Origin of the sequence: Pantoea sp. YU22, assembly GCF_003970755.1 — a bacterium.
Classification (GTDB): Bacteria; Pseudomonadota; Gammaproteobacteria; order Enterobacterales; family Enterobacteriaceae; genus Pantoea; species Pantoea piersonii.
On the sequence record NZ_RYDU01000007.1, the window covers coordinates 149,844 to 167,050 of the forward strand.

At 59.2% G+C, this 17,207-nt stretch carries 17 protein-coding genes; 6 read left to right on the forward strand and 11 right to left on the reverse strand.

Going from position 1 to position 17,207, the window contains the following annotated elements; all coding sequences use genetic code 11:
- The first annotated feature begins 107 nt into the window (after nucleotides 1-107).
- On the forward strand, nucleotides 108-1,610 hold the full coding sequence (gene pitA / locus EKL29_RS12460; protein WP_120457377.1) for an inorganic phosphate transporter PitA: 1,503 nt from the start codon (nucleotides 108-110) through the stop codon (nucleotides 1,608-1,610).
- A gap of 44 nt (nucleotides 1,611-1,654) precedes the next feature.
- Here the strand turns inward: pitA and uspB are convergent, their stop codons facing one another.
- Nucleotides 1,655-1,990 (reverse strand): universal stress protein UspB, encoded by a 336-nt coding sequence (uspB, locus tag EKL29_RS12465; RefSeq protein ID WP_033753315.1) that lies wholly within the window; start codon nucleotides 1,988-1,990, stop codon nucleotides 1,655-1,657.
- 427 nt (nucleotides 1,991-2,417) lie between these two features.
- Here uspB and uspA point away from each other — a divergent pair, with 427 nt between their 5' ends.
- A complete protein-coding gene (uspA, locus tag EKL29_RS12470; RefSeq protein ID WP_081136391.1) occupies nucleotides 2,418-2,855 on the forward strand; it encodes a universal stress protein UspA in 438 nt (145 codons plus the stop codon).
- Nucleotides 2,856-3,003: 148 nt separating this feature from the next.
- Here the strand turns inward: uspA and rsmJ are convergent, their stop codons facing one another.
- Complete coding sequence (gene rsmJ / locus EKL29_RS12475) at nucleotides 3,004-3,756, reverse strand: 16S rRNA (guanine(1516)-N(2))-methyltransferase RsmJ (protein ID WP_120457122.1); 753 nt, start codon at nucleotides 3,754-3,756, stop codon at nucleotides 3,004-3,006.
- Nucleotides 3,757-3,764: 8 nt separating this feature from the next.
- Nucleotides 3,765-5,807 carry an oligopeptidase A gene (gene prlC / locus EKL29_RS12480; protein ID WP_126689837.1) on the reverse strand — a complete coding sequence of 681 codons (2,043 nt, stop codon included), beginning with the start codon at nucleotides 5,805-5,807 and terminating at the stop codon, nucleotides 3,765-3,767.
- Between the two features lie 223 nt (nucleotides 5,808-6,030).
- Here prlC and EKL29_RS12485 point away from each other — a divergent pair, with 223 nt between their 5' ends.
- Nucleotides 6,031-6,873, forward strand: a complete 843-nt coding sequence (locus tag EKL29_RS12485) for a 23S rRNA (adenine(2030)-N(6))-methyltransferase RlmJ (protein WP_126689838.1) — start codon at nucleotides 6,031-6,033, stop codon at nucleotides 6,871-6,873.
- A gap of 12 nt (nucleotides 6,874-6,885) precedes the next feature.
- Here EKL29_RS12485 and rnz read toward each other — a convergent pair whose 3' ends face one another.
- Nucleotides 6,886-7,797 (reverse strand): ribonuclease Z, encoded by a 912-nt coding sequence (rnz, locus tag EKL29_RS12490; protein ID WP_120457116.1) that lies wholly within the window; start codon nucleotides 7,795-7,797, stop codon nucleotides 6,886-6,888.
- Between the two features lie 124 nt (nucleotides 7,798-7,921).
- Between rnz and gorA the strand changes: the two genes are divergently transcribed.
- Complete coding sequence (gene gorA / locus EKL29_RS12495; protein ID WP_120457114.1) at nucleotides 7,922-9,274, forward strand: glutathione-disulfide reductase; 1,353 nt, start codon at nucleotides 7,922-7,924, stop codon at nucleotides 9,272-9,274.
- Nucleotides 9,275-9,389: 115 nt separating this feature from the next.
- Here gorA and EKL29_RS23110 read toward each other — a convergent pair whose 3' ends face one another.
- Both EKL29_RS23110 and EKL29_RS12500 read right to left on the reverse strand, forming a co-directional pair.
- Nucleotides 9,390-9,566: a hypothetical protein gene (locus tag EKL29_RS23110; protein ID WP_158618933.1), complete on the reverse strand. Its 177-nt coding sequence runs from the start codon at nucleotides 9,564-9,566 to the stop codon at nucleotides 9,390-9,392.
- Between the two features lie 203 nt (nucleotides 9,567-9,769).
- Nucleotides 9,770-10,411, reverse strand: a complete 642-nt coding sequence (locus tag EKL29_RS12500) for a hydrolase (protein WP_126689839.1) — start codon at nucleotides 10,409-10,411, stop codon at nucleotides 9,770-9,772.
- Between the two features lie 233 nt (nucleotides 10,412-10,644).
- Here EKL29_RS12500 and EKL29_RS12505 point away from each other — a divergent pair, with 233 nt between their 5' ends.
- Complete coding sequence (locus tag EKL29_RS12505) at nucleotides 10,645-11,559, forward strand: bestrophin family protein (RefSeq protein WP_120457110.1); 915 nt, start codon at nucleotides 10,645-10,647, stop codon at nucleotides 11,557-11,559.
- Here EKL29_RS12505 and EKL29_RS12510 read toward each other — a convergent pair whose 3' ends face one another.
- From EKL29_RS12510 to EKL29_RS12525, 4 genes are all read right to left on the reverse strand, one after another.
- Nucleotides 11,560-12,456 carry an alpha/beta hydrolase gene (locus EKL29_RS12510; protein ID WP_126689840.1) on the reverse strand — a complete coding sequence of 299 codons (897 nt, stop codon included), beginning with the start codon at nucleotides 12,454-12,456 and terminating at the stop codon, nucleotides 11,560-11,562.
- 168 nt (nucleotides 12,457-12,624) lie between these two features.
- Nucleotides 12,625-12,975 carry a hypothetical protein gene (locus EKL29_RS12515; RefSeq protein ID WP_120457108.1) on the reverse strand — a complete coding sequence of 117 codons (351 nt, stop codon included), beginning with the start codon at nucleotides 12,973-12,975 and terminating at the stop codon, nucleotides 12,625-12,627.
- Between the two features lie 28 nt (nucleotides 12,976-13,003).
- On the reverse strand, nucleotides 13,004-14,353 hold the full coding sequence (locus EKL29_RS12520) for a sodium:proton antiporter (protein WP_126689841.1): 1,350 nt from the start codon (nucleotides 14,351-14,353) through the stop codon (nucleotides 13,004-13,006).
- A 59-nt stretch (nucleotides 14,354-14,412) separates the two neighbouring features.
- Nucleotides 14,413-15,621 carry an MFS transporter gene (locus EKL29_RS12525; RefSeq protein ID WP_120457104.1) on the reverse strand — a complete coding sequence of 403 codons (1,209 nt, stop codon included), beginning with the start codon at nucleotides 15,619-15,621 and terminating at the stop codon, nucleotides 14,413-14,415.
- 95 nt (nucleotides 15,622-15,716) lie between these two features.
- On the opposite strand from EKL29_RS12525, the gene EKL29_RS12530 reads away from it, so the two are divergent.
- On the forward strand, nucleotides 15,717-16,658 hold the full coding sequence (locus EKL29_RS12530) for a LysR family transcriptional regulator (RefSeq protein WP_120457102.1): 942 nt from the start codon (nucleotides 15,717-15,719) through the stop codon (nucleotides 16,656-16,658).
- Between the two features lie 23 nt (nucleotides 16,659-16,681).
- Here the strand turns inward: EKL29_RS12530 and EKL29_RS12535 are convergent, their stop codons facing one another.
- Complete coding sequence (locus EKL29_RS12535) at nucleotides 16,682-17,185, reverse strand: TIGR00645 family protein (protein WP_120457100.1); 504 nt, start codon at nucleotides 17,183-17,185, stop codon at nucleotides 16,682-16,684.
- Between the last annotated feature and the right edge of the window lie 22 nt (nucleotides 17,186-17,207).

The window sequence follows — 17,207 nt, forward strand, 5'->3', positions numbered from 1 at the left end:
ATTTAAGACATTCCTAAGTCAAAACAAGGCTATATTTTGCTTTCCCATACCGTGCATTGTCGCAGATAATGCGCCGCGCTCATGTCCTCAAAAATGGCGTAATGTTTATGCTACATTTGTTCGCTGGTCTTGACCTCAGTACCGGCCTGTTATTGGTTCTTGCCCTGCTGTTTGTATTGTTTTATGAAGCAATCAATGGCTTTCACGACACGGCCAACGCAGTGGCGACGGTTATTTATACCCGCGCGATGCGCGCACAGCTTGCTGTGGTGATGGCGGGCGTATTTAACTTCCTTGGCGTCCTGCTTGGTGGCTTAAGCGTCGCTTACGCTATCGTGCATATGCTTCCTACCGATCTGTTATTGAATGTTGGCTCTGCGCATGGCCTGGCGATGGTCTTTTCCATGCTGCTGGCCGCGATTATCTGGAACCTTGGCACCTGGTATCTCGGTCTGCCGGCCTCCAGTTCGCATACGCTGATTGGCGCGATTATCGGCATCGGTCTCACCAACGCGCTGATGACCGGCACCTCGGTGATCGATGCGCTGAATATCCCCAAAGTAATCAATATCTTCCTGTCGCTGATTCTGTCGCCGATTGTTGGTCTGATCATCGCAGGCAGCCTGATTTTCCTGCTGCGTCGCTACTGGAGCAGCACTAAAAAGCGCGCGCGCATCCATATGACCCCCGCTGACCGCGAGAAGATCGACGGTAAGAAAAAACCGCCTTTCTGGACGCGTATCGCTCTGATCGTCTCGGCGATCGGCGTCAGCTACTCGCACGGCGCTAACGACGGCCAGAAAGGCATCGGCCTGATTATGCTGGTGCTGATTGGCGTCGCACCCGCTGGTTTCGTGGTCAATATGAACGCCAGCGGTTACGACATCACGCGTACGCGCGACGCGGTCAATCACCTTGAGCAGTATTATCAGCAGCACAGCGAGGCGCTGACGCACATCATTCAGATGGCGCCGCCTGCCCTGCCGACGCCAGAAGAGACGCCGTCCGGCCCGCAGCAGTTCCACTGCGACAGCGCCCGTGCGCTGCAGGCGGTTCAGCATGCGCAGAACCTGCTGAATAACAATCTGCAGAGCTATGAGCAGCTTACCGTCGAGCAGCGCAGCCAGATGCGTCGCCTGCTGCTGTGCATCGCCGATACCGCCGATAAAGCGGCCAAGCTGCCGGAAACCAGCGCCGACGATCAACGCTTCCTCGGCAAGCTGAAAACCGATCTGCTGGGCACCATCGAGTACGCGCCGGTGTGGATTATTATGGCGGTCGCGCTGGCGCTCGGCATCGGCACCATGATCGGCTGGCGTCGCGTCGCCACCACCATTGGCGAAAAGATTGGTAAAAAAGGCATGACCTACGCGCAGGGCATGTCGGCGCAGGTTACCGCAGCGGTCTCGATTGGTATCGCCAGCTACACGGGTATGCCGGTTTCCACCACGCATATCCTGTCGTCGTCGGTCGCGGGCACCATGCTGGTGGACGGCGGCGGACTGCAGAGCCGCACCATCAAGAATATCGCCATGGCGTGGGTCTTTACGCTGCCGGTGTGTATTCTGCTGTCGGGATGCCTTTACTGGCTGGCGCTGAAGCTGGTGTAACAGGCTTCAGTATCAAGGGCGACGCAAGTCGCCCTTTTTTATTTCTAATGCCAGATCGCCAGGCAAATCAGGCTGAGGATCACTAAGCCGCATAAGGCGCTGGTTAAGATAAACTGACCGCGCACCCGCTCGCAGCGACGAATAAACTCTTCGTCGTGATGGTCGAGATAGCGTTTTGCCCAGATATAACGCACCAGCCGCACCTGTTTGCTCGGCTGGCCGTGCGACGTAAAGAAACCGGCCCCGTCGACGTACTGATAGAGTAAGGGATCACAGCCTCGCAGCACCGCCAGCAGCGCGCGCAAAGACGAAAAGTAGCGCGCCATATTCACAATACATACCACACAAAGAGCCCAGAAAAGCGCGATAGTGCTGATCATATTCCCCTCCCGACTGGAGCCGCAGAGACAGGTTAAGCGCGGCTGCGCCTTATGCTCTACGGGAAAAAGCCGACCACTGAGTGACCTGAACAGATCTGTTTTTTTTGGCAAACATACGCGGTCGGCACCAGACGAGTACCACCGTTAATTTGTAGTGTAGGAGAAATTTTTAACTCTTTTCCAGCGATGATTTTCGTTCGCCGCGAGCGAAAAACGCGATAAGCCTTGATCTCATTCACAACCGAAGCGCGTACGGGAGCATTTGTTATCCGTCGCCGCTATACTAAAGGCATAATAACTATCTGTCGGGAGCACCGACAGCACACATCTGGTGACAGGCATCGCCCGTTCGCGTAAAGGATTGCGCAGGCAATGACGCGAGAGGAAGACAGGTCGCCATCCTGAATCTTGTGAAAGGAGTTATATCATGGCTTATAAACATATCCTGATTGCGGTAGACCTTTCTCCCGAAAGCCAGCTACTGGTGGATAAAGCCGTTTCGCTGGCGCGTCCCTACGACGCCAAAATTTCGCTGATTCACGTCGACGTGAACTATTCCGATCTCTATACCGGCCTGATTGACGTTAATCTGGGCGATATGCAGAAGCGCATCTCGGAAGAGACGCACACTGCGCTGCGCGGGCTGTCGGATGCGGCAGGTTATCCTATTAGCGAAACCCTGAGCGGCAGCGGCGATCTCGGCCAGGTGCTGGTCGATGCGATTAAAAAATATGATGTGGATTTGGTAGTGTGCGGCCATCATCAGGACTTCTGGAGCAAGCTGATGTCGTCGGCGCGCCAGCTGATCAACACCGTGCATATCGATATGCTGATTGTTCCGTTGCGCGACGCGGACGACGAATAACAGCAGAAAAAAGCCGGCGAGAACCGGCTTTTTTCAGCCTGACCTGTTTTACCCTGCCTCTGGCCTGAACGCCATTACAGGTAAATTAACTTCCCTCGTCACTCTGCTGACTCAGGTAACAGACGGCTTTACTTTCCGGCTTGCTGCCCTACTGGCCGAGCGGCGGATAGATATCGAAGCGATGGCTTTTGGTCACTACCGCCGACTGCGTCGCGACGCCTGCCAGCGGCGGCGCATAATCAGGACGCTTCACCACAATACGCTTCTTCGCCAGACGACGCGCGGGCTCCAGCAGCGCGTCGGCGTCTTCATCCGCCCCTACCAGCGACTGAAACACCCGCATCTCTTTTTTCACCATCGCGCTCTTCTGCCGGTGCGGATACATCGGGTCGAGATAAACCACGTCCGGCGCAGGCGTAATATCACCAAGCGCCTGCGCGCTCGGCGCATGGATCAGCGTCAGCCTGTCGCGCAGCCAGCCGCCAATCTCTTCGTCCTGGTAGCCGCGCTGCAGCCCATCCTCCAGCAGTGCCGCCACCACCGGATGGCGCTCCAGCATGCGCACGCGGCAGCCGATAGCCGCCAGCACAAAGGCGTCGCGCCCTAACCCGGCGGTCGCGTCTACCACGTCCGGCAGATAATCACCTTTAACACCAGCCGCTTTCGCCACCGCTTCGCCGCGCCCGCCACCGAAGCGACGACGGTGCGCCATCGCGCCGGAGACGAAGTCGACAAAGATGCCGCCCAGCTTCGGCTCGTCGCGCTTGCGCAGCTCAAGGTGGGTCGGCGTCTGCACCAGCGCCAGCACGCAGGCTTCGTCATGTTCAAGCTGCCAGCGCTGCGCCAGATGCGACAAGGCGCCGTCACCGGCGCCCGATTCATCAATCAAACAGATTTTCACTGCAACCGTTATCCCTTGATGCCGTAATGGTCCAGCATCGCGTCCAGCTGCGGCTCACGACCACGGAAGCGCTTGAACAGCTCCATCGGCTCTTCCGAACCGCCGCGCGTCAGGATGTTGTCGAGGAAGGACTGGCCGGTCTGGCGGTTGAAAATGCCCTCTTCTTCGAAACGCGAATAGGCGTCCGCCGCCAGCACATCCGCCCACAGATAGCTGTAGTAGCCCGCCGCATAGCCGCCGGCGAAGATATGGCTGAAAGCGTGCGGGAAACGGCCCCATTCCGGGCTCGGCACCACGGCCACCAGCTTTTTCACTTCGCGCAGGGTCTCAAGGATCTGCGCGCCTTTCGCCGGATCGAACTCGGCGTGCAGGCGGAAGTCGAACAGGCCGAACTCCAGCTGGCGCAGGATAAACAGCGCCGCCTGGTAGTTCTTCGCCGCCAGCATCTTGTCGAGCAGCTCTTTCGGCAGCGGTTCGCCGGTTTCATAGTGGCCGGAGATAAAGGCCAGCGCATCCGGCTCCCAGCACCAGTTCTCCATAAACTGGCTCGGCAGCTCAACCGCATCCCACGGCACACCGCTGATGCCGGAAACGCCGGGGGTTTCGATGCGCGTCAGCATATGATGCAGACCGTGGCCGAACTCATGGAACAGCGTGGTCACTTCATCATGGGTAAACAGCGCGGGCTTGCCATTCACCGGACGGTTAAAGTTGCAGGTCAGATAGGCGACCGGCTTTTGCAGCGTGCCGTCTGCTTTACGCATCTGGCCGACGCAGTCATCCATCCAGGCCCCACCGCGCTTATGCTCACGCGCGTAGAGATCGAGGTAGAAGCTGCCGCGCAGCTCGCCGCTCTCATCAAACAGGTCGAAGAAACGCACGTCGGGATGGTAAACGTCCACATCGGTACGCTCTTTAGCCGTGATGCCGTAGATGCGCTTCACCACCTCAAACAGACCGTTGACGGCGCGCGCTTCCGGGAAGTAAGGACGCAGCTGTTCATCGCTGATGGTGTAGAGATGCTGCTTCTGCTTTTCGCCGTAGTAGGTGAGATCCCACGGATTCAGCTCGCTGACGCCGTACTCTTTCTCGGCGAACGCGCGCAGCTGTGCCAGCTCTTTTTCCGCCTGCGGACGGGCGCGTTTCGCCAGATCGTTCAGGAAGTCGAGCACCTGCGCCGGGTTTTCCGCCATTTTGGTGGCCAGCGATTTATCGGCGTAGGAGTCGAAGCCCAGCAGCTGCGCCAGCTCATGACGCAGCGCCAGCTCTTCCGCCATAATCGGACCGTTATCCCATTTACCGGCGTTCGGGCCCTGATCGGAAGCGCGGGTCGAATAGGCGCGATACATCTCTTCGCGCAGCGCGGCGTTGTCGCAGTAGGTCATAACCGGCAGATAGCTTGGAATATCCAGCGTCAGCAGCCAGCCTTCCTGCTCTTTGGCTTCGGCCTGCGCTTTCGCCGCTGCCAGCGCGCTTTCCGGCATACCGGAGAGCTCGCTTTCGTCGGTGATCAGCTTGCTCCAGCCCATGGTCGCGTCCAGCACGTTGTTGCTGTAGGCCGAACCCAGCTCGGAGAGGCGCGCGGCGATTTCGCCATAGCGCTGCTGCTTCTCTTTATCGAGGCCGATGCCGGAGAGCTCGAAATCGCGCAGCGCGTTGTCTACCGCTTTCTGCTGCGCCACGTCGAGCGTAACGAAGTTCTCGCCCTCTTTCAGGTTGCGATAGGCCTGATACAGCCCTTCATGCTGACCGACCCAGGTGCTGTACTCCGAGAGCAGCGGCAGCGTCTGTTCATAGGCCTGACGCAGCTCCGGGCTGTTTTTCACCGAGTTGAGGTGGCTTACCGGCGAGAAGATACGGCCGAGACGATCGTCGACTTCCGCCAGCGGCTGCACCAGGTTTTCCCAGGTATAAGGCGCGCCCTGAGCCACAACTTTTTCCACCGCCGCGCGGCACTCGTTCAGCGCCTCGGTCACGGCGGGCACCACATGTTCAGGCTGAATGGCGGAGAAAGGCGGCAGCGTAAAAGGCTGGAGTAATGGATTGGTCATAGCGCAGTCCTTGTTCAATGTATGGGGCGCGCGGGGCGCGCAACGCAATCGTACTAACATGCGGCTAAGTGTAGCGAAAATCAATGCCACCCAGGCTGAGCGGCGAAGAATCGACTCGGGAAGGTTCGCGACGGAGAATCGGCCAGCATTTTTCGCCTTCAGCAGGTATAATCCCGCTTACTTGCAGTACGCCTTTTTACGCAACCGCGGAATCCCCACTGTTATGCTGAGCTATCGCCACAGTTTTCACGCCGGCAACCATGCCGACGTGCTGAAACACACCGTACAGAGCCTGATCATCAGCGCGCTGAAAGAGAAAGAAAAACCGTTCCTCTACCTCGACAGCCATGCCGGCGCAGGCCGCTATCTGCTGAGCGGCGAACACGCCGAACGGACCGGCGAATATCTGGAAGGCATCGCCCGTATCTGGCAGCAGCCGGACGCGCCGGAACTGCTCAAGCCTTACCTCAACGCCATTCGCGATCTCAATCCCGGCGGTACGCTGCGCTACTATCCCGGCTCGCCGCTTATCGCGCGCTATCTGCTGCGTGCAGAGGACAAACTGCAGCTTACTGAGCTGCACCCCAGCGATTTCCCGCTGCTGCGCGGTGAGTTCCTGAAGGACAGCCGCGCCCGCGTAGAGCGCGCCGACGGCTATCAGCAGCTGAAGGCGAAACTGCCGCCGCCGACCCGTCGCGGCCTGATCCTGATCGATCCGCCTTACGAGCTGAAAAGCGACTATCAGGCGGTGGTGAAAGCGATCCATGAAGGCCATAAGCGCTTCGCTACCGGCGTTTTCGCGCTCTGGTATCCGGTGGTGCTGCGTCAGCAGATCAAGCATATGCTGCGCGACCTCGAAGCGACCGGCATCCGCAATATTCTGCAGATTGAGCTGGCGGTCCGTCCCGACAGCGATCAGCGTGGCATGACCGCATCAGGCATGATTGTCGTCAACCCGCCATGGAAGCTGGCGCAGCAGATGAACGATCTGCTGCCCTGGCTGCACCAGAAGCTGGTGCCTGCCGGAACCGGCCACACCAGCGTGACGCAGATCGTACCGGAATAAGCCCGTCAGGTTTTACAGCGTAAACACTGCCAGATCCTGTGCCAGCTCGGTATTCGGAAATACCGAGCGGCACTCCTCCAGCAAACGCGGCATATCGCGCGGCAGATAGCGCGAACTGAAATGCGTGGCGATAAGGCGCTTTGCGCCCGCTTCTTTCGCCACCTGTGCCGCCTGCAGCGTCGTGGAGTGGCCGCGTCCGTTGGCCTTCTCCTGCAAGGCCGCCTCCAGCGTGGTTTCATGCACCATCAGATCGACATCGGCCGCCAGCTGCAGCGCCATCGGCGTCGGCGCGGTATCGCCGAAAATCGCCAGGGTTTTGCCTCGGGTCGCCGGGCCAAGATAATCCGCGCCGTTAATCACCCGGCCATCCTCCAGCGTCACGGCCTCTCCCGCTTTTAGCTGCTGATACCAGGGACCGCGCGGCACGCCCTCCTCTTTCAGACGCGCCGCGTCGAGAAACCCCGGCTTATCGTGCTGTTCAATCCGGTAGCCGAAACAGGGTACTGGGTGCAGCAGCGGCCAGGCGCTGACGCGGAACTCGCCGTCGTCAAGCACCAGACCCGCCTCAATCTCAATAATCTCCAGCGGATAGTCGGTGTAGGAGCCGCTCAGCGACAGCGCCGTTTCGACAAAGCGTTTGATGCCTTCCGGCCCGTAAATGGTCAGCGGCTCGGTGATGCCGCCCATAGAGCGGCTGGTCAGCAACCCAGGCAGGCCGAAAATATGATCGCCGTGCAGATGCGTGATGAAAATTTTGTTCATGCGGCTCGGCTTAAGCGGCGAACGCATGTACTGGAGCTGCGTCCCTTCGCCGCAGTCGAATAGCCAGGTATCGCCGCGCGACGACCAGGTAAAAGCGATGGAGGTGACGTTGCGTTGCAGGCCAGGCGCGCCGGCGCCCGTGCCGAGAAATGTAAGCTGCATGCTATGCTTCCCTGTCAGTAATGGGAGAATTCAACCCTATTACAATCATAGGCGCAATCTTTGCGCCGTTTCGGCTCTCAGCGTTACAATCCCGACCAAACTCTTGCAACCGGATGGACACACCATGACACGACATTATGACTATCTCGCCATTGGCGGCGGCAGCGGCGGTATCGCCTCGATTAACCGTGCAGCCATGTATGGCCAGAAATGCGCGCTGATCGAAGCCAAAGAGCTGGGCGGCACCTGCGTAAATGTGGGTTGTGTTCCGAAGAAAGTGATGTGGCATGCGGCGCAGATCGCCGAGGCTATCCACCTGTACGGTCCGGATTACGGCTTCGATACGACGGTAAACCATTTCGACTGGAAGACGCTGGTGAAAAACCGCAGCGCCTATATCGACCGCATCCACACCTCCTACGACAACGTGCTGGGTAAAAATAATGTCGACGTAATCAAAGGCTTCGCCCGCTTTGTTGACGCCCATACGGTGGAAGTCAACGGCGAGCGCATTACCGCCGATCATATTTTGATCGCCACGGGCGGCCGTCCGAGCCATCCGGCGGTGCCGGGTGCCGAGTACGGCATCGACTCTGACGGTTTCTTTGAGCTGGACGCGCTGCCGAAGCGTACCGCAGTGATCGGCGCAGGCTATATCGCCGTTGAGCTGGCGGGCGTGGTCAACGCGCTGGGCTCAGAAACGCATCTGTTTGTGCGTAAGCACGCGCCGCTGCGCAGCTTCGATCCGCTGATCACCGACACGCTGGTAGAAGTCATGAACGCCGAAGGCCCGACGCTGCACACCCATGCGGTGCCGAAAGCGGTAATCAAGAACGCCGACGGCAGCCTGACGCTGCAGCTGGAAGACGGGCGCGAACAGACCGTAGACTGCCTGGTATGGGCGATCGGCCGCGAACCGGCGACCGATAACCTGAATCTGGCGGTAACCGGCGTGGAGCTGAACGAGAAAGGCTATATCAACGTCGACAAGTATCAGAACACCAACATCAGCGGCATCTATGCGGTGGGCGATAATACCGGCGCAGTAGAGCTGACGCCGGTTGCGGTTGCGGCGGGGCGCCGTCTCTCGGAGCGCCTGTTTAACAACAAGCCGGACGAGCATCTGGATTACAGCAACGTTCCGACCGTGGTATTCAGCCACCCGCCAATCGGCACCGTCGGCCTTACCGAGCCGCAGGCGCGCGAGCAGTATGGCGATGACCAGGTAAAAGTGTATAAATCCTCTTTCACCGCCATGTATACCGCCGTCACGCAGCACCGTCAGCCGTGCCGCATGAAGCTGGTATGCGTCGGTGCGGATGAGAAAATCGTCGGCATTCACGGTATCGGTTCAGGTATGGATGAGATGCTGCAAGGCTTCGCGGTAGCGCTGAAAATGGGCGCGACCAAAAAAGACTTCGACAATACGGTGGCGATCCACCCGACCGCGGCAGAAGAGTTTGTCACTATGCGCTAACAGAGGCGTATAGCCTGGCCAGTCACGCATCACAAAGCCCGCTTTCGGCGGGCTTTTGACTTTTAGCGAGCCGGTTTTTGCTATGTCTGTTTGTTGGCAGGGTTTCAGGCGTCCATCAATCTGCCTGAATGCGACTCAGCTGCTCTTCTGTCAGCCCGGTGGCTTGTAAAATCGCCTCGCGCGACATATTCATTTTCAGCAGGCTGCGCGCAACCTCGAGTCTGGCTTCAGGCTTGCCCTCTAACTTTCCTTCTTTACGCCCTTCCTGTTTTAGCTGTTCTGCAATAGTCATCAGTGCACCCCCTTCTGTTCTCTCTTCATCTTTCCTGCGTCTGAAAAAACAGTCATTCGCGATACCGCTAAGCGCGCCAGCGCCCGCTATCTACACCTGTAAACCAGAAACAGCACAGTGAAAGCCCAGACTGGGCCTTCACTGTTGAAAATGAATTTTACGCTGCTGCCTGACTAACTAGCCTGACAAGAAGAGAGAGGCATTCAGGCCTGGCGCGCTGGCGCCTTGTGCACCATGGTATAGGCGTAATCCATGCCCATACCGTACGCGCCGCTGTGTTCGCGCACCAGATCCATCACCGCGTCGTAGGTCTCTTTGCGTGACCAGTCGCGCTGGTACTCAAGCAGTACCTGCTGCCAGGTGACCGGAATGGCGCCAGCCTGCACCATACGCTGCACCGAGCGCTCATGGGCGTCCACGCTGGTGCCGCCGGACGTATCCGTCACCACATACACCTCATAGCCCTCTTTCATTGCCATCAGCGCCGGAAACGTCAGACAGACCTCGGTCCAGAGCGCGGAGATAATCAGCTTTTTGCGCCCGGTTTTCTCAACCGCTTCGACAAACTGCGCGTCTTCCCATGAGTTCATTGAGGTACGTTCGATCGGCTTCGACTCTGGATGTACCGCCAGCAGTTCCGGCCAGATATAGCCGCTAAAGCTTTCGGTTTCGACCGAGGTATAAATCACCGGCACGTTAAAGATTTTTCCTGCCTTGGCCAGGGCAACGGTATTATTTTTAAGCTGCTGACGATCGATATTTGCGACGCCAAAAGACATCTGCGGCTGGTGGTCGATGAAAATCAGCGTTGAGTTTTGCGGGTCCAGCAGGTCGAATTTAGACATTATTGTGTTCCTCTCAAGGGGATGAATGTTGTGTTTCCGTTGAGATGAACTTTACGTAGCCTGGCCGTTAAGAGATAACGGAAAGAATTTTACAAGTTGTTGAAGTTTATTTTAGAAGACTGATATGTATAAGATTTTTAAGATGGAAACGGAAAAAGCACGCGAAAACTCGCCTTCAATCTTCTGTCGGCGTAGGCTTAAAAGACAAAAATAACCTTCGCATCGCATTCAATATGATTGTTCGTCCTTATCAGCACTGGTTCCGTCGGCTGCTGGGCTGGCACGGTTCGGTGTTGCCGAAAATCGGTTTCCGCCTGTCGTTAAACCTGGTGATGTCGATTATCGCCATCGTCTGCTTTCAATGGTACGAATCGCTCAGCGTCCATCTTACTACCGCGCCCTTCAGCCTGCTCGGCGTGGCGCTGGCGATCTTTCTCGGCTTTCGCAACAACGCCAGCTATGCGCGTTTTACCGAAGCGCGCACGCTCTGGGGAAGCATGCTTATCACCCATCGCTCGCTGCTGCGTCAGGTAAAGAGCGTGCCGCTGGACGCGGAGAAAGCGCATGAGTTTGCGGCGCTGCAGATGGCGTTCAGCTACAGCATGAAGCATCAGCTACGCAACAGCGATCCGCATGAAGATTTGATGCGTTTGCTGCCGTTACGCTGGCGCGAGGAAGTGATCAACAGCCCGATGCCCGCCAGCCGTGCGCTGCTGTGCATGGGCAAATGGCTGGGCGAACAGCGTCAGCAGGGCAAGGTGTCCGATATCCTCTGGCAGAGCATGGATGAGAACCTTAACCATCTGTCGCTGGTGCTGGGCGGCTGTGAGCGCATCGCCTCAACGCCGATCCCCTTTGCCTACTCGCTGATCCTGCACCGCACGGTCTCGCTGTTTTGCACGCTATTGCCGTTTGCGCTGGTGAGCGATCTGCACGGCATGACGCCGCTGGTCTCGATGTTTATCTCCTACACCTTTCTGGCGCTGGAGTCAGTGTCGGAAGAACTGGAAGATCCCTTCGGCGTCGAGGCCAATGATTTGCCGCTCAACGCGCTGTGCATCGGCATTGAGCGTAGCCTGCGGGAAATGAACGACGACTTCCCGCTGCCGCCGTCGCTGCAACCCGACAACCGTCGGGTGCTGACCTGATTAGCCGAGGCGATCGAGCCAGCGCGCGTAGGCCTGATCCCACAAAGCGGCAGGCGTACCGGCTGTGCCGAGGCCGAAACCGTGGCCGCCGCGGCTGATCTCTATCAGCTCGACCGGCACACGGTTGCGCCGACAGGTATCGCGCATCAGCTCGGTGTTGTGAGGGTTAGAGATGTGGTCATCCTCCGCCTGCGCCAGAAAGGTGGGCGGATAGTTGCGGGTTACGTAGTTCTGTACCGACCAGTTCGCCTCTTCCGCCGGCGTCGCGTCGTTGCCTACCAGAATGCGGTGCGTGGTGGTATGGGTATAGGGCGCTTCCAGAGTAATTACCGGATAGATCAAGCCGACGCTGTCGGCTTTCGGCACCACATTATCCAGCTCATCCTGAATCTCGTAGGAGCGGAAATCTGGCCGCGCCGCCGCCATGCCGAGCAGGTGCCCGCCGGCAGAAAAACCCAGCAGATGCACTTTGCGCTCAAACGAACGCACCAGACGAATGGCGCGCTGCGCGTCCTGCAGCGGCGCAAGATGCCCCGCCTGCCACTTCTCTTCCGGCAGCCGATAGCTCAGCACATAGGCGGTATAACCGTTGCTGTTCAGCCAGCGCGCCACCGGCCAGGCTTCGCGCCCCATGCCGATAAATTTATAGCCGCCGCCCGCCGCGATCAGCACAGCTTCCCCGTTGGGGTTTTCCGGCTTAAACCGCTGGATAGCCGGACTGACGATATTGGACCAGGAGCCGTGCTTGTTCACGCGCAGCGGCCCGGACGGGCCGCCGCCGCCCGGCGGCTCGTCCGGCCACAGCGGAATGACTTCATCGCGGGCAAAGAGTTTGCCTGCGGTCATAGAAAGGAGAAGGGCCCCGGACCCCAAAAGAAAATGTCGACGCGTGATCATGATGCCCGTTGAGTCAATGCCAGTACGCTGATTCAGACGCGCCTGCCTGCGGCGGCGCTGTTATTATGTGACCTGTATCAATTGCTGGCGATTATGTACGCAATCTGGGGAAAAATGCCACAAAAAAACGCGCCCTGATGGCGCGTTTATGCAGAGCAGAAAAAAGGCTTAATCTTCCTGCTGGAACTGCGTCATAACCGTCTGCTCGCACTGCTGTTCGTCGGCGCGAAGTTTCCCCCGCTCCTCTTCTCCCAGCTGCAGCCAGGCATTTGCCACCTCGTTCGCGATATCCTCGTCGAACGACGGCTGATTCATTGCGCTGGGGGACTTGCTCATCGCCGTGTAGCTTTTCATTTTCTGCACGTAGGAATCCGCGGTGCCGACCTGAGTTTCCCCGCTGACGATATGGCACAGCTTGCTGGCATAAACATTTTCCTGCGGGATGTTGGTGCCATCGTCAGCGGCCAGCGCGGCCGATGAAGTCAGCATCCCCAGTAAAATCAATAACGACTTTTTCATATCCACTCCTGTTTTAACCTGTGACGGTCTACTCTTCGTTCTGCCGGGCGGAAAGGCGCGCCGAGCGCCAGTTCAGCAGCGGCGTCACCGTCACGCCATGAATTACGATGCTGCACACCACCAGTGTCAGCGCCATATCAACCATTGTTTCCGCCTGCTGGCCCGCCATGCCGTGTACCCAGGCGAAGGCGATGTAGTTAATACTGCCGATACCGCGAATGCCCAGCCAGCCTATCAGCAGGCGTCGCACCACCGGAATGCCGCAGCGCAGCGTCGTCAGCCATACCGCCAGCGGACGCACCACGATAAATAATGCCAGTCCCAACAGAACGCCGTCGAGGTTCCAGTGGTGGGCCAGCGTCACGCCCAGCACCACCATCATCGCCGCCGCCAGCAAACGCTCAATCGTATCACCAAAAGAGAGCGCATCGCTGACGACCAGCCCGACCGATTTCACCATATTGCCGTTTTCGCCCGCATGCTCCAGACGGTTGTTGGGATTGACCAGCGCCTCGGCGGGCAGCACCCGCTGCTCTTCGCTCAGCTCTTCCGGGGGAAAACTTTTAAAAACGCGCAGCTCGGCGCGGCGCAGCCCGACGCCTGCGGCGAAAGTCGCCAGAAAGCCGGACGCGCCCAGCGCTTCCGCCGCCGCATAGCTGAGCGCGATCAGCGCCAGCGCGAGAAAGTCGCTGGGCGCCACATCGCCGTGCGCGTTGCGCAGCCGCGTCGCCAGCACGCCAACAAGACGGCCGAACAGAAAGCCCAGCCCCAGGCCGCCGCCGATGCCCCAGATCACCTCGACGGCGGTCCAGTGTCCAAAGCTGCTCCAGGTCAGGCTTTCGCCGTTAAACAGCAGCAGCGCCAGGATCAGCAGCGGCAGCGCCGAGCCGTCGTTCATGCCCGCTTCGCTGGAGAGCGCCACGCGCAGCGCGTCATCGTCGCGCGCGTCGTTGACGGAGATCAGGCTCGCCAGCACCGGATCGGTCGGCGCGACGATAGCGCCGAACGCCAGCGCCAGCGGCCAGTCGAAGCCCACCAGCCAGTGCGCCAGCAGCGTCATGCCGCCGACCGTCAGCAGCATCGCCGGAAAGGCGAGCCGCATCCCGAGCCGCCAGCTGTGCGCGCGCAGCGGCAGGCGCAGCTTGAGTCCGGTAATAAACAGCGAGGCTGCTATGGTGATTTCGGTAATATGCGCGGCCGCTTCCGAATGTTTCAGAATATCAATCTGTACGACGTCGAATACCCAGGGTCCGCAGAGGATCCCGGCGAGCAGATAAAGCCCAAACGAGGTTACTGGCCCGCGGTGGATCCACCCCGAAGCCAGCGACATTAATAACAGAAGGCAGCCGGTCGCCGCCATCCAGGCGAGAAAGTTCATAACGCTCCGTTTTCCCTGAAGATTACGTATAATCCTGGCACAAGAGCGCGAAAGCGGGATCAGTTCTTCAGATGGCGGCTCGCCAGGCGAAGCGCGAAGCTTGCGGCGCCGGCCAGTGTGGCAAGGGTCACAACGCCGTTCCAGCCCCAGCGCGCCAGCGCCAGGCTGCCCAGCGCGGCGCCGGTCGCCATGCCGATAAACACCACGGTAAACAGCAACGCGTTCAGGCGGCTGCGCGCTTCCGGCGCCAGGCTGTAGACCAGCGTCTGATGCGCCACCAGGGTCGCCTGCACCCCAAGGTCGAAGCCGATAGTGCTGAGCACGATCAATGCCAGCTGGGCGGGTAGCGGCAGCGCGGGCAGCAGGAACATCAGCGCGAAGGAGATCGTCACCAGTCCTGCGCCGACAAGGGTGACGCGCGCCGGACCGATACGGTCGGCAATGCTGCCCGCCAGCGGCGCGGCCATCGCGCCCGCCGCGCCCGCCAGGCCAAAAGCACCCGCTACCGCGCTGTCGAGATGAAAGCGGTCGCTGAGCATCAGCGCCAGCGTCGACCAGAAGGCGCTAAAGCCGACCGACAGCAGCCCCTGCGCCAGCGCCGCCCGGCGCAGCGTCTGATGGTGCTGCCAGAGATGCGCCAGCGACAGCAGCAGTCGCGGATAGCTCACTGAAGTGCCCGGCGTAAAGCGCGGCAGCACGCGCCACAGCGCAAGGCTGATAAAGAGCACCAGCGCCGCAGCGAGCCAGTACATGGCGCGCCAGCCGAAATACTCCGCCACCACGCCGCTGACCACGCGCGACAGCAGAATGCCGACCAGCAGACCGGTCATCACCGTGCCGACCGTTTTGCCCCGGCTGCGCTCGGGCGCCAGCGCGGCGGAGGCCGGAACGATATCCTGCGCGACCGTCGCCGTCAGGCCGGTGGCGAAGCTGGCGATCAGCAGGGCGTTCAGTCCGCCGGAAAAGCCGCACAGCAACAGCGCCGCCACCAGCAGCAGACCTTTTATCAGAATGATGACGCGGCGATCGTGACGGTCGCCCAGCGGCGCCAGCAGCAGAATGCCCAGCGCATAGCCCATCTGCGTCAGCATCGGCACCATACCGACCGCGCCGACGCCGACGTTAAACTGTTTGCCGATGATATCCAGCATCGGCTGGCTGTAGTAAATCGAGGCGACGCTCAGCCCTGCGCCTGCGGCGAGGGTAAAGACCAGCGGGCCGGGCAATCTTTCGGTCGGGCTGGCCGCAATGCTGTTAATGGCTGACATAGTTTCTTTCTCCACAGGTATATGGCGCTTAGTAAAGCGGATTGCCGCCATACGTTGTAGACTGGTAAAAAACAAAACTGTTATGCGTAATACGTATGAGCAACTTATCCAGCCCCGATCGTATTGAACTGATGCAAACCTTTATCCGCATCGTCGAGAGCGGCAGCCTGTCGGCAGCGGCGGCGCAGCTTAACACCACTCAGCCCACCATCAGCCGCCGACTACAGGCGCTGGAGCAGCGGCTCGGGCTCAAGCTGATTATGCGCACCACCCACGCGCTGAAGCTGACCGACGACGGCGAGCGCTGTTATGCCCATGCGCGCCAGCTGCTGGCGACCTGGCACGCACTGGAAGATGATCTGACCCACGCCAACGACGAGCCGGTCGGCACGCTGCGGGTGCGCGCGCCGCACGCCTTTGGTCAGGATCAGCTGGTCGCCCCGCTGGTGGACTATCTGATGCGCTATCCGCGCCTGAACGTGGAATGGATGCTCAACGATCGCACGCCGGACTTTATCGCCGAGAATATCGACTGCGCGATTCAGGTCGGCGCGCTGAGCGATCCCGCTATCGTAGCGATTTTGCTGGCGGAAGTGCCGCGCATCGTCGTCGCCTCGCCCGGTCTGCTGGCGCAGCACGCGCCGGTCGACGTCGTAGAGCAACTGGCGGATTTACCCTGGCTGGCGCTGACCAGCTTTTACCGTAACGAAATTGCGTTACAGCGGATTGACGACGGCCAGCCGGTTAATATGGCAATTGCGCCGCGACTCAGCAGCGACAGCCTCTACGCGGTGCGCAAAGCGGCGCTGATGGGCATGGGTGCGGCGATTATGTCGTCATGGGTAGTGCAGGAGGATTTAGCGCGCGGCGAGCTGGTTCAGCTTACGCCGCAATGGCAGGCACCGCCCTTGCCGGTCTGGCTGACCTACCCCTGGGCAAGCTACTACCCGGCGCGACTGCAGAAGTTCTTCGAGATGGTGCGGGAAGTGATGCCGCAGCTGACCGGCACGCGGCCAGCAGGGACATTTCAGCGCTAAGAGGCGGAGCCGCCTCCTGGCGGTTATGAATACTTTTTCTCGCTCTTCGACATCGTATCCAGCCAGCCCATCACAAAGGCCGACAGCACAAAGGTCAGATGGATAATCACATACCACATCAGCTTGTCGTTGGGCACGTTGCGCGCTTCCATAAACACGCGCAGCAGGTGGATAGAGGAGATGGCGACGATAGAGGCCGCGACCTTGTTCTTCAGCGAGCCGGAATCCATTTTGCCGAGCCAGCTCAGCTTCTCTGTATTTTCGTCGATGTCGAGTTTAGAGATAAAGTTCTCATAACCCGAGAGCATCACCATCACCAGCAGACCGCCTACCAGCGTCATGTCTACCAGCGACAGCAACAGCAGGATCAGATCGTTTTCCGCAATACTGAGAATATTGGGCAGCAGGTGAAGAATTTCTTCGAAAAACTTAATCGTCAGCGCCAGCAAACCCAGCGAAAGTCCAATGTAAACCGGAGCCAGCAACCAGCGCGACGCATACATCAGGTTTTCGGTAAAACGTTCCATAATTTCCCACAGGTAAACAGAC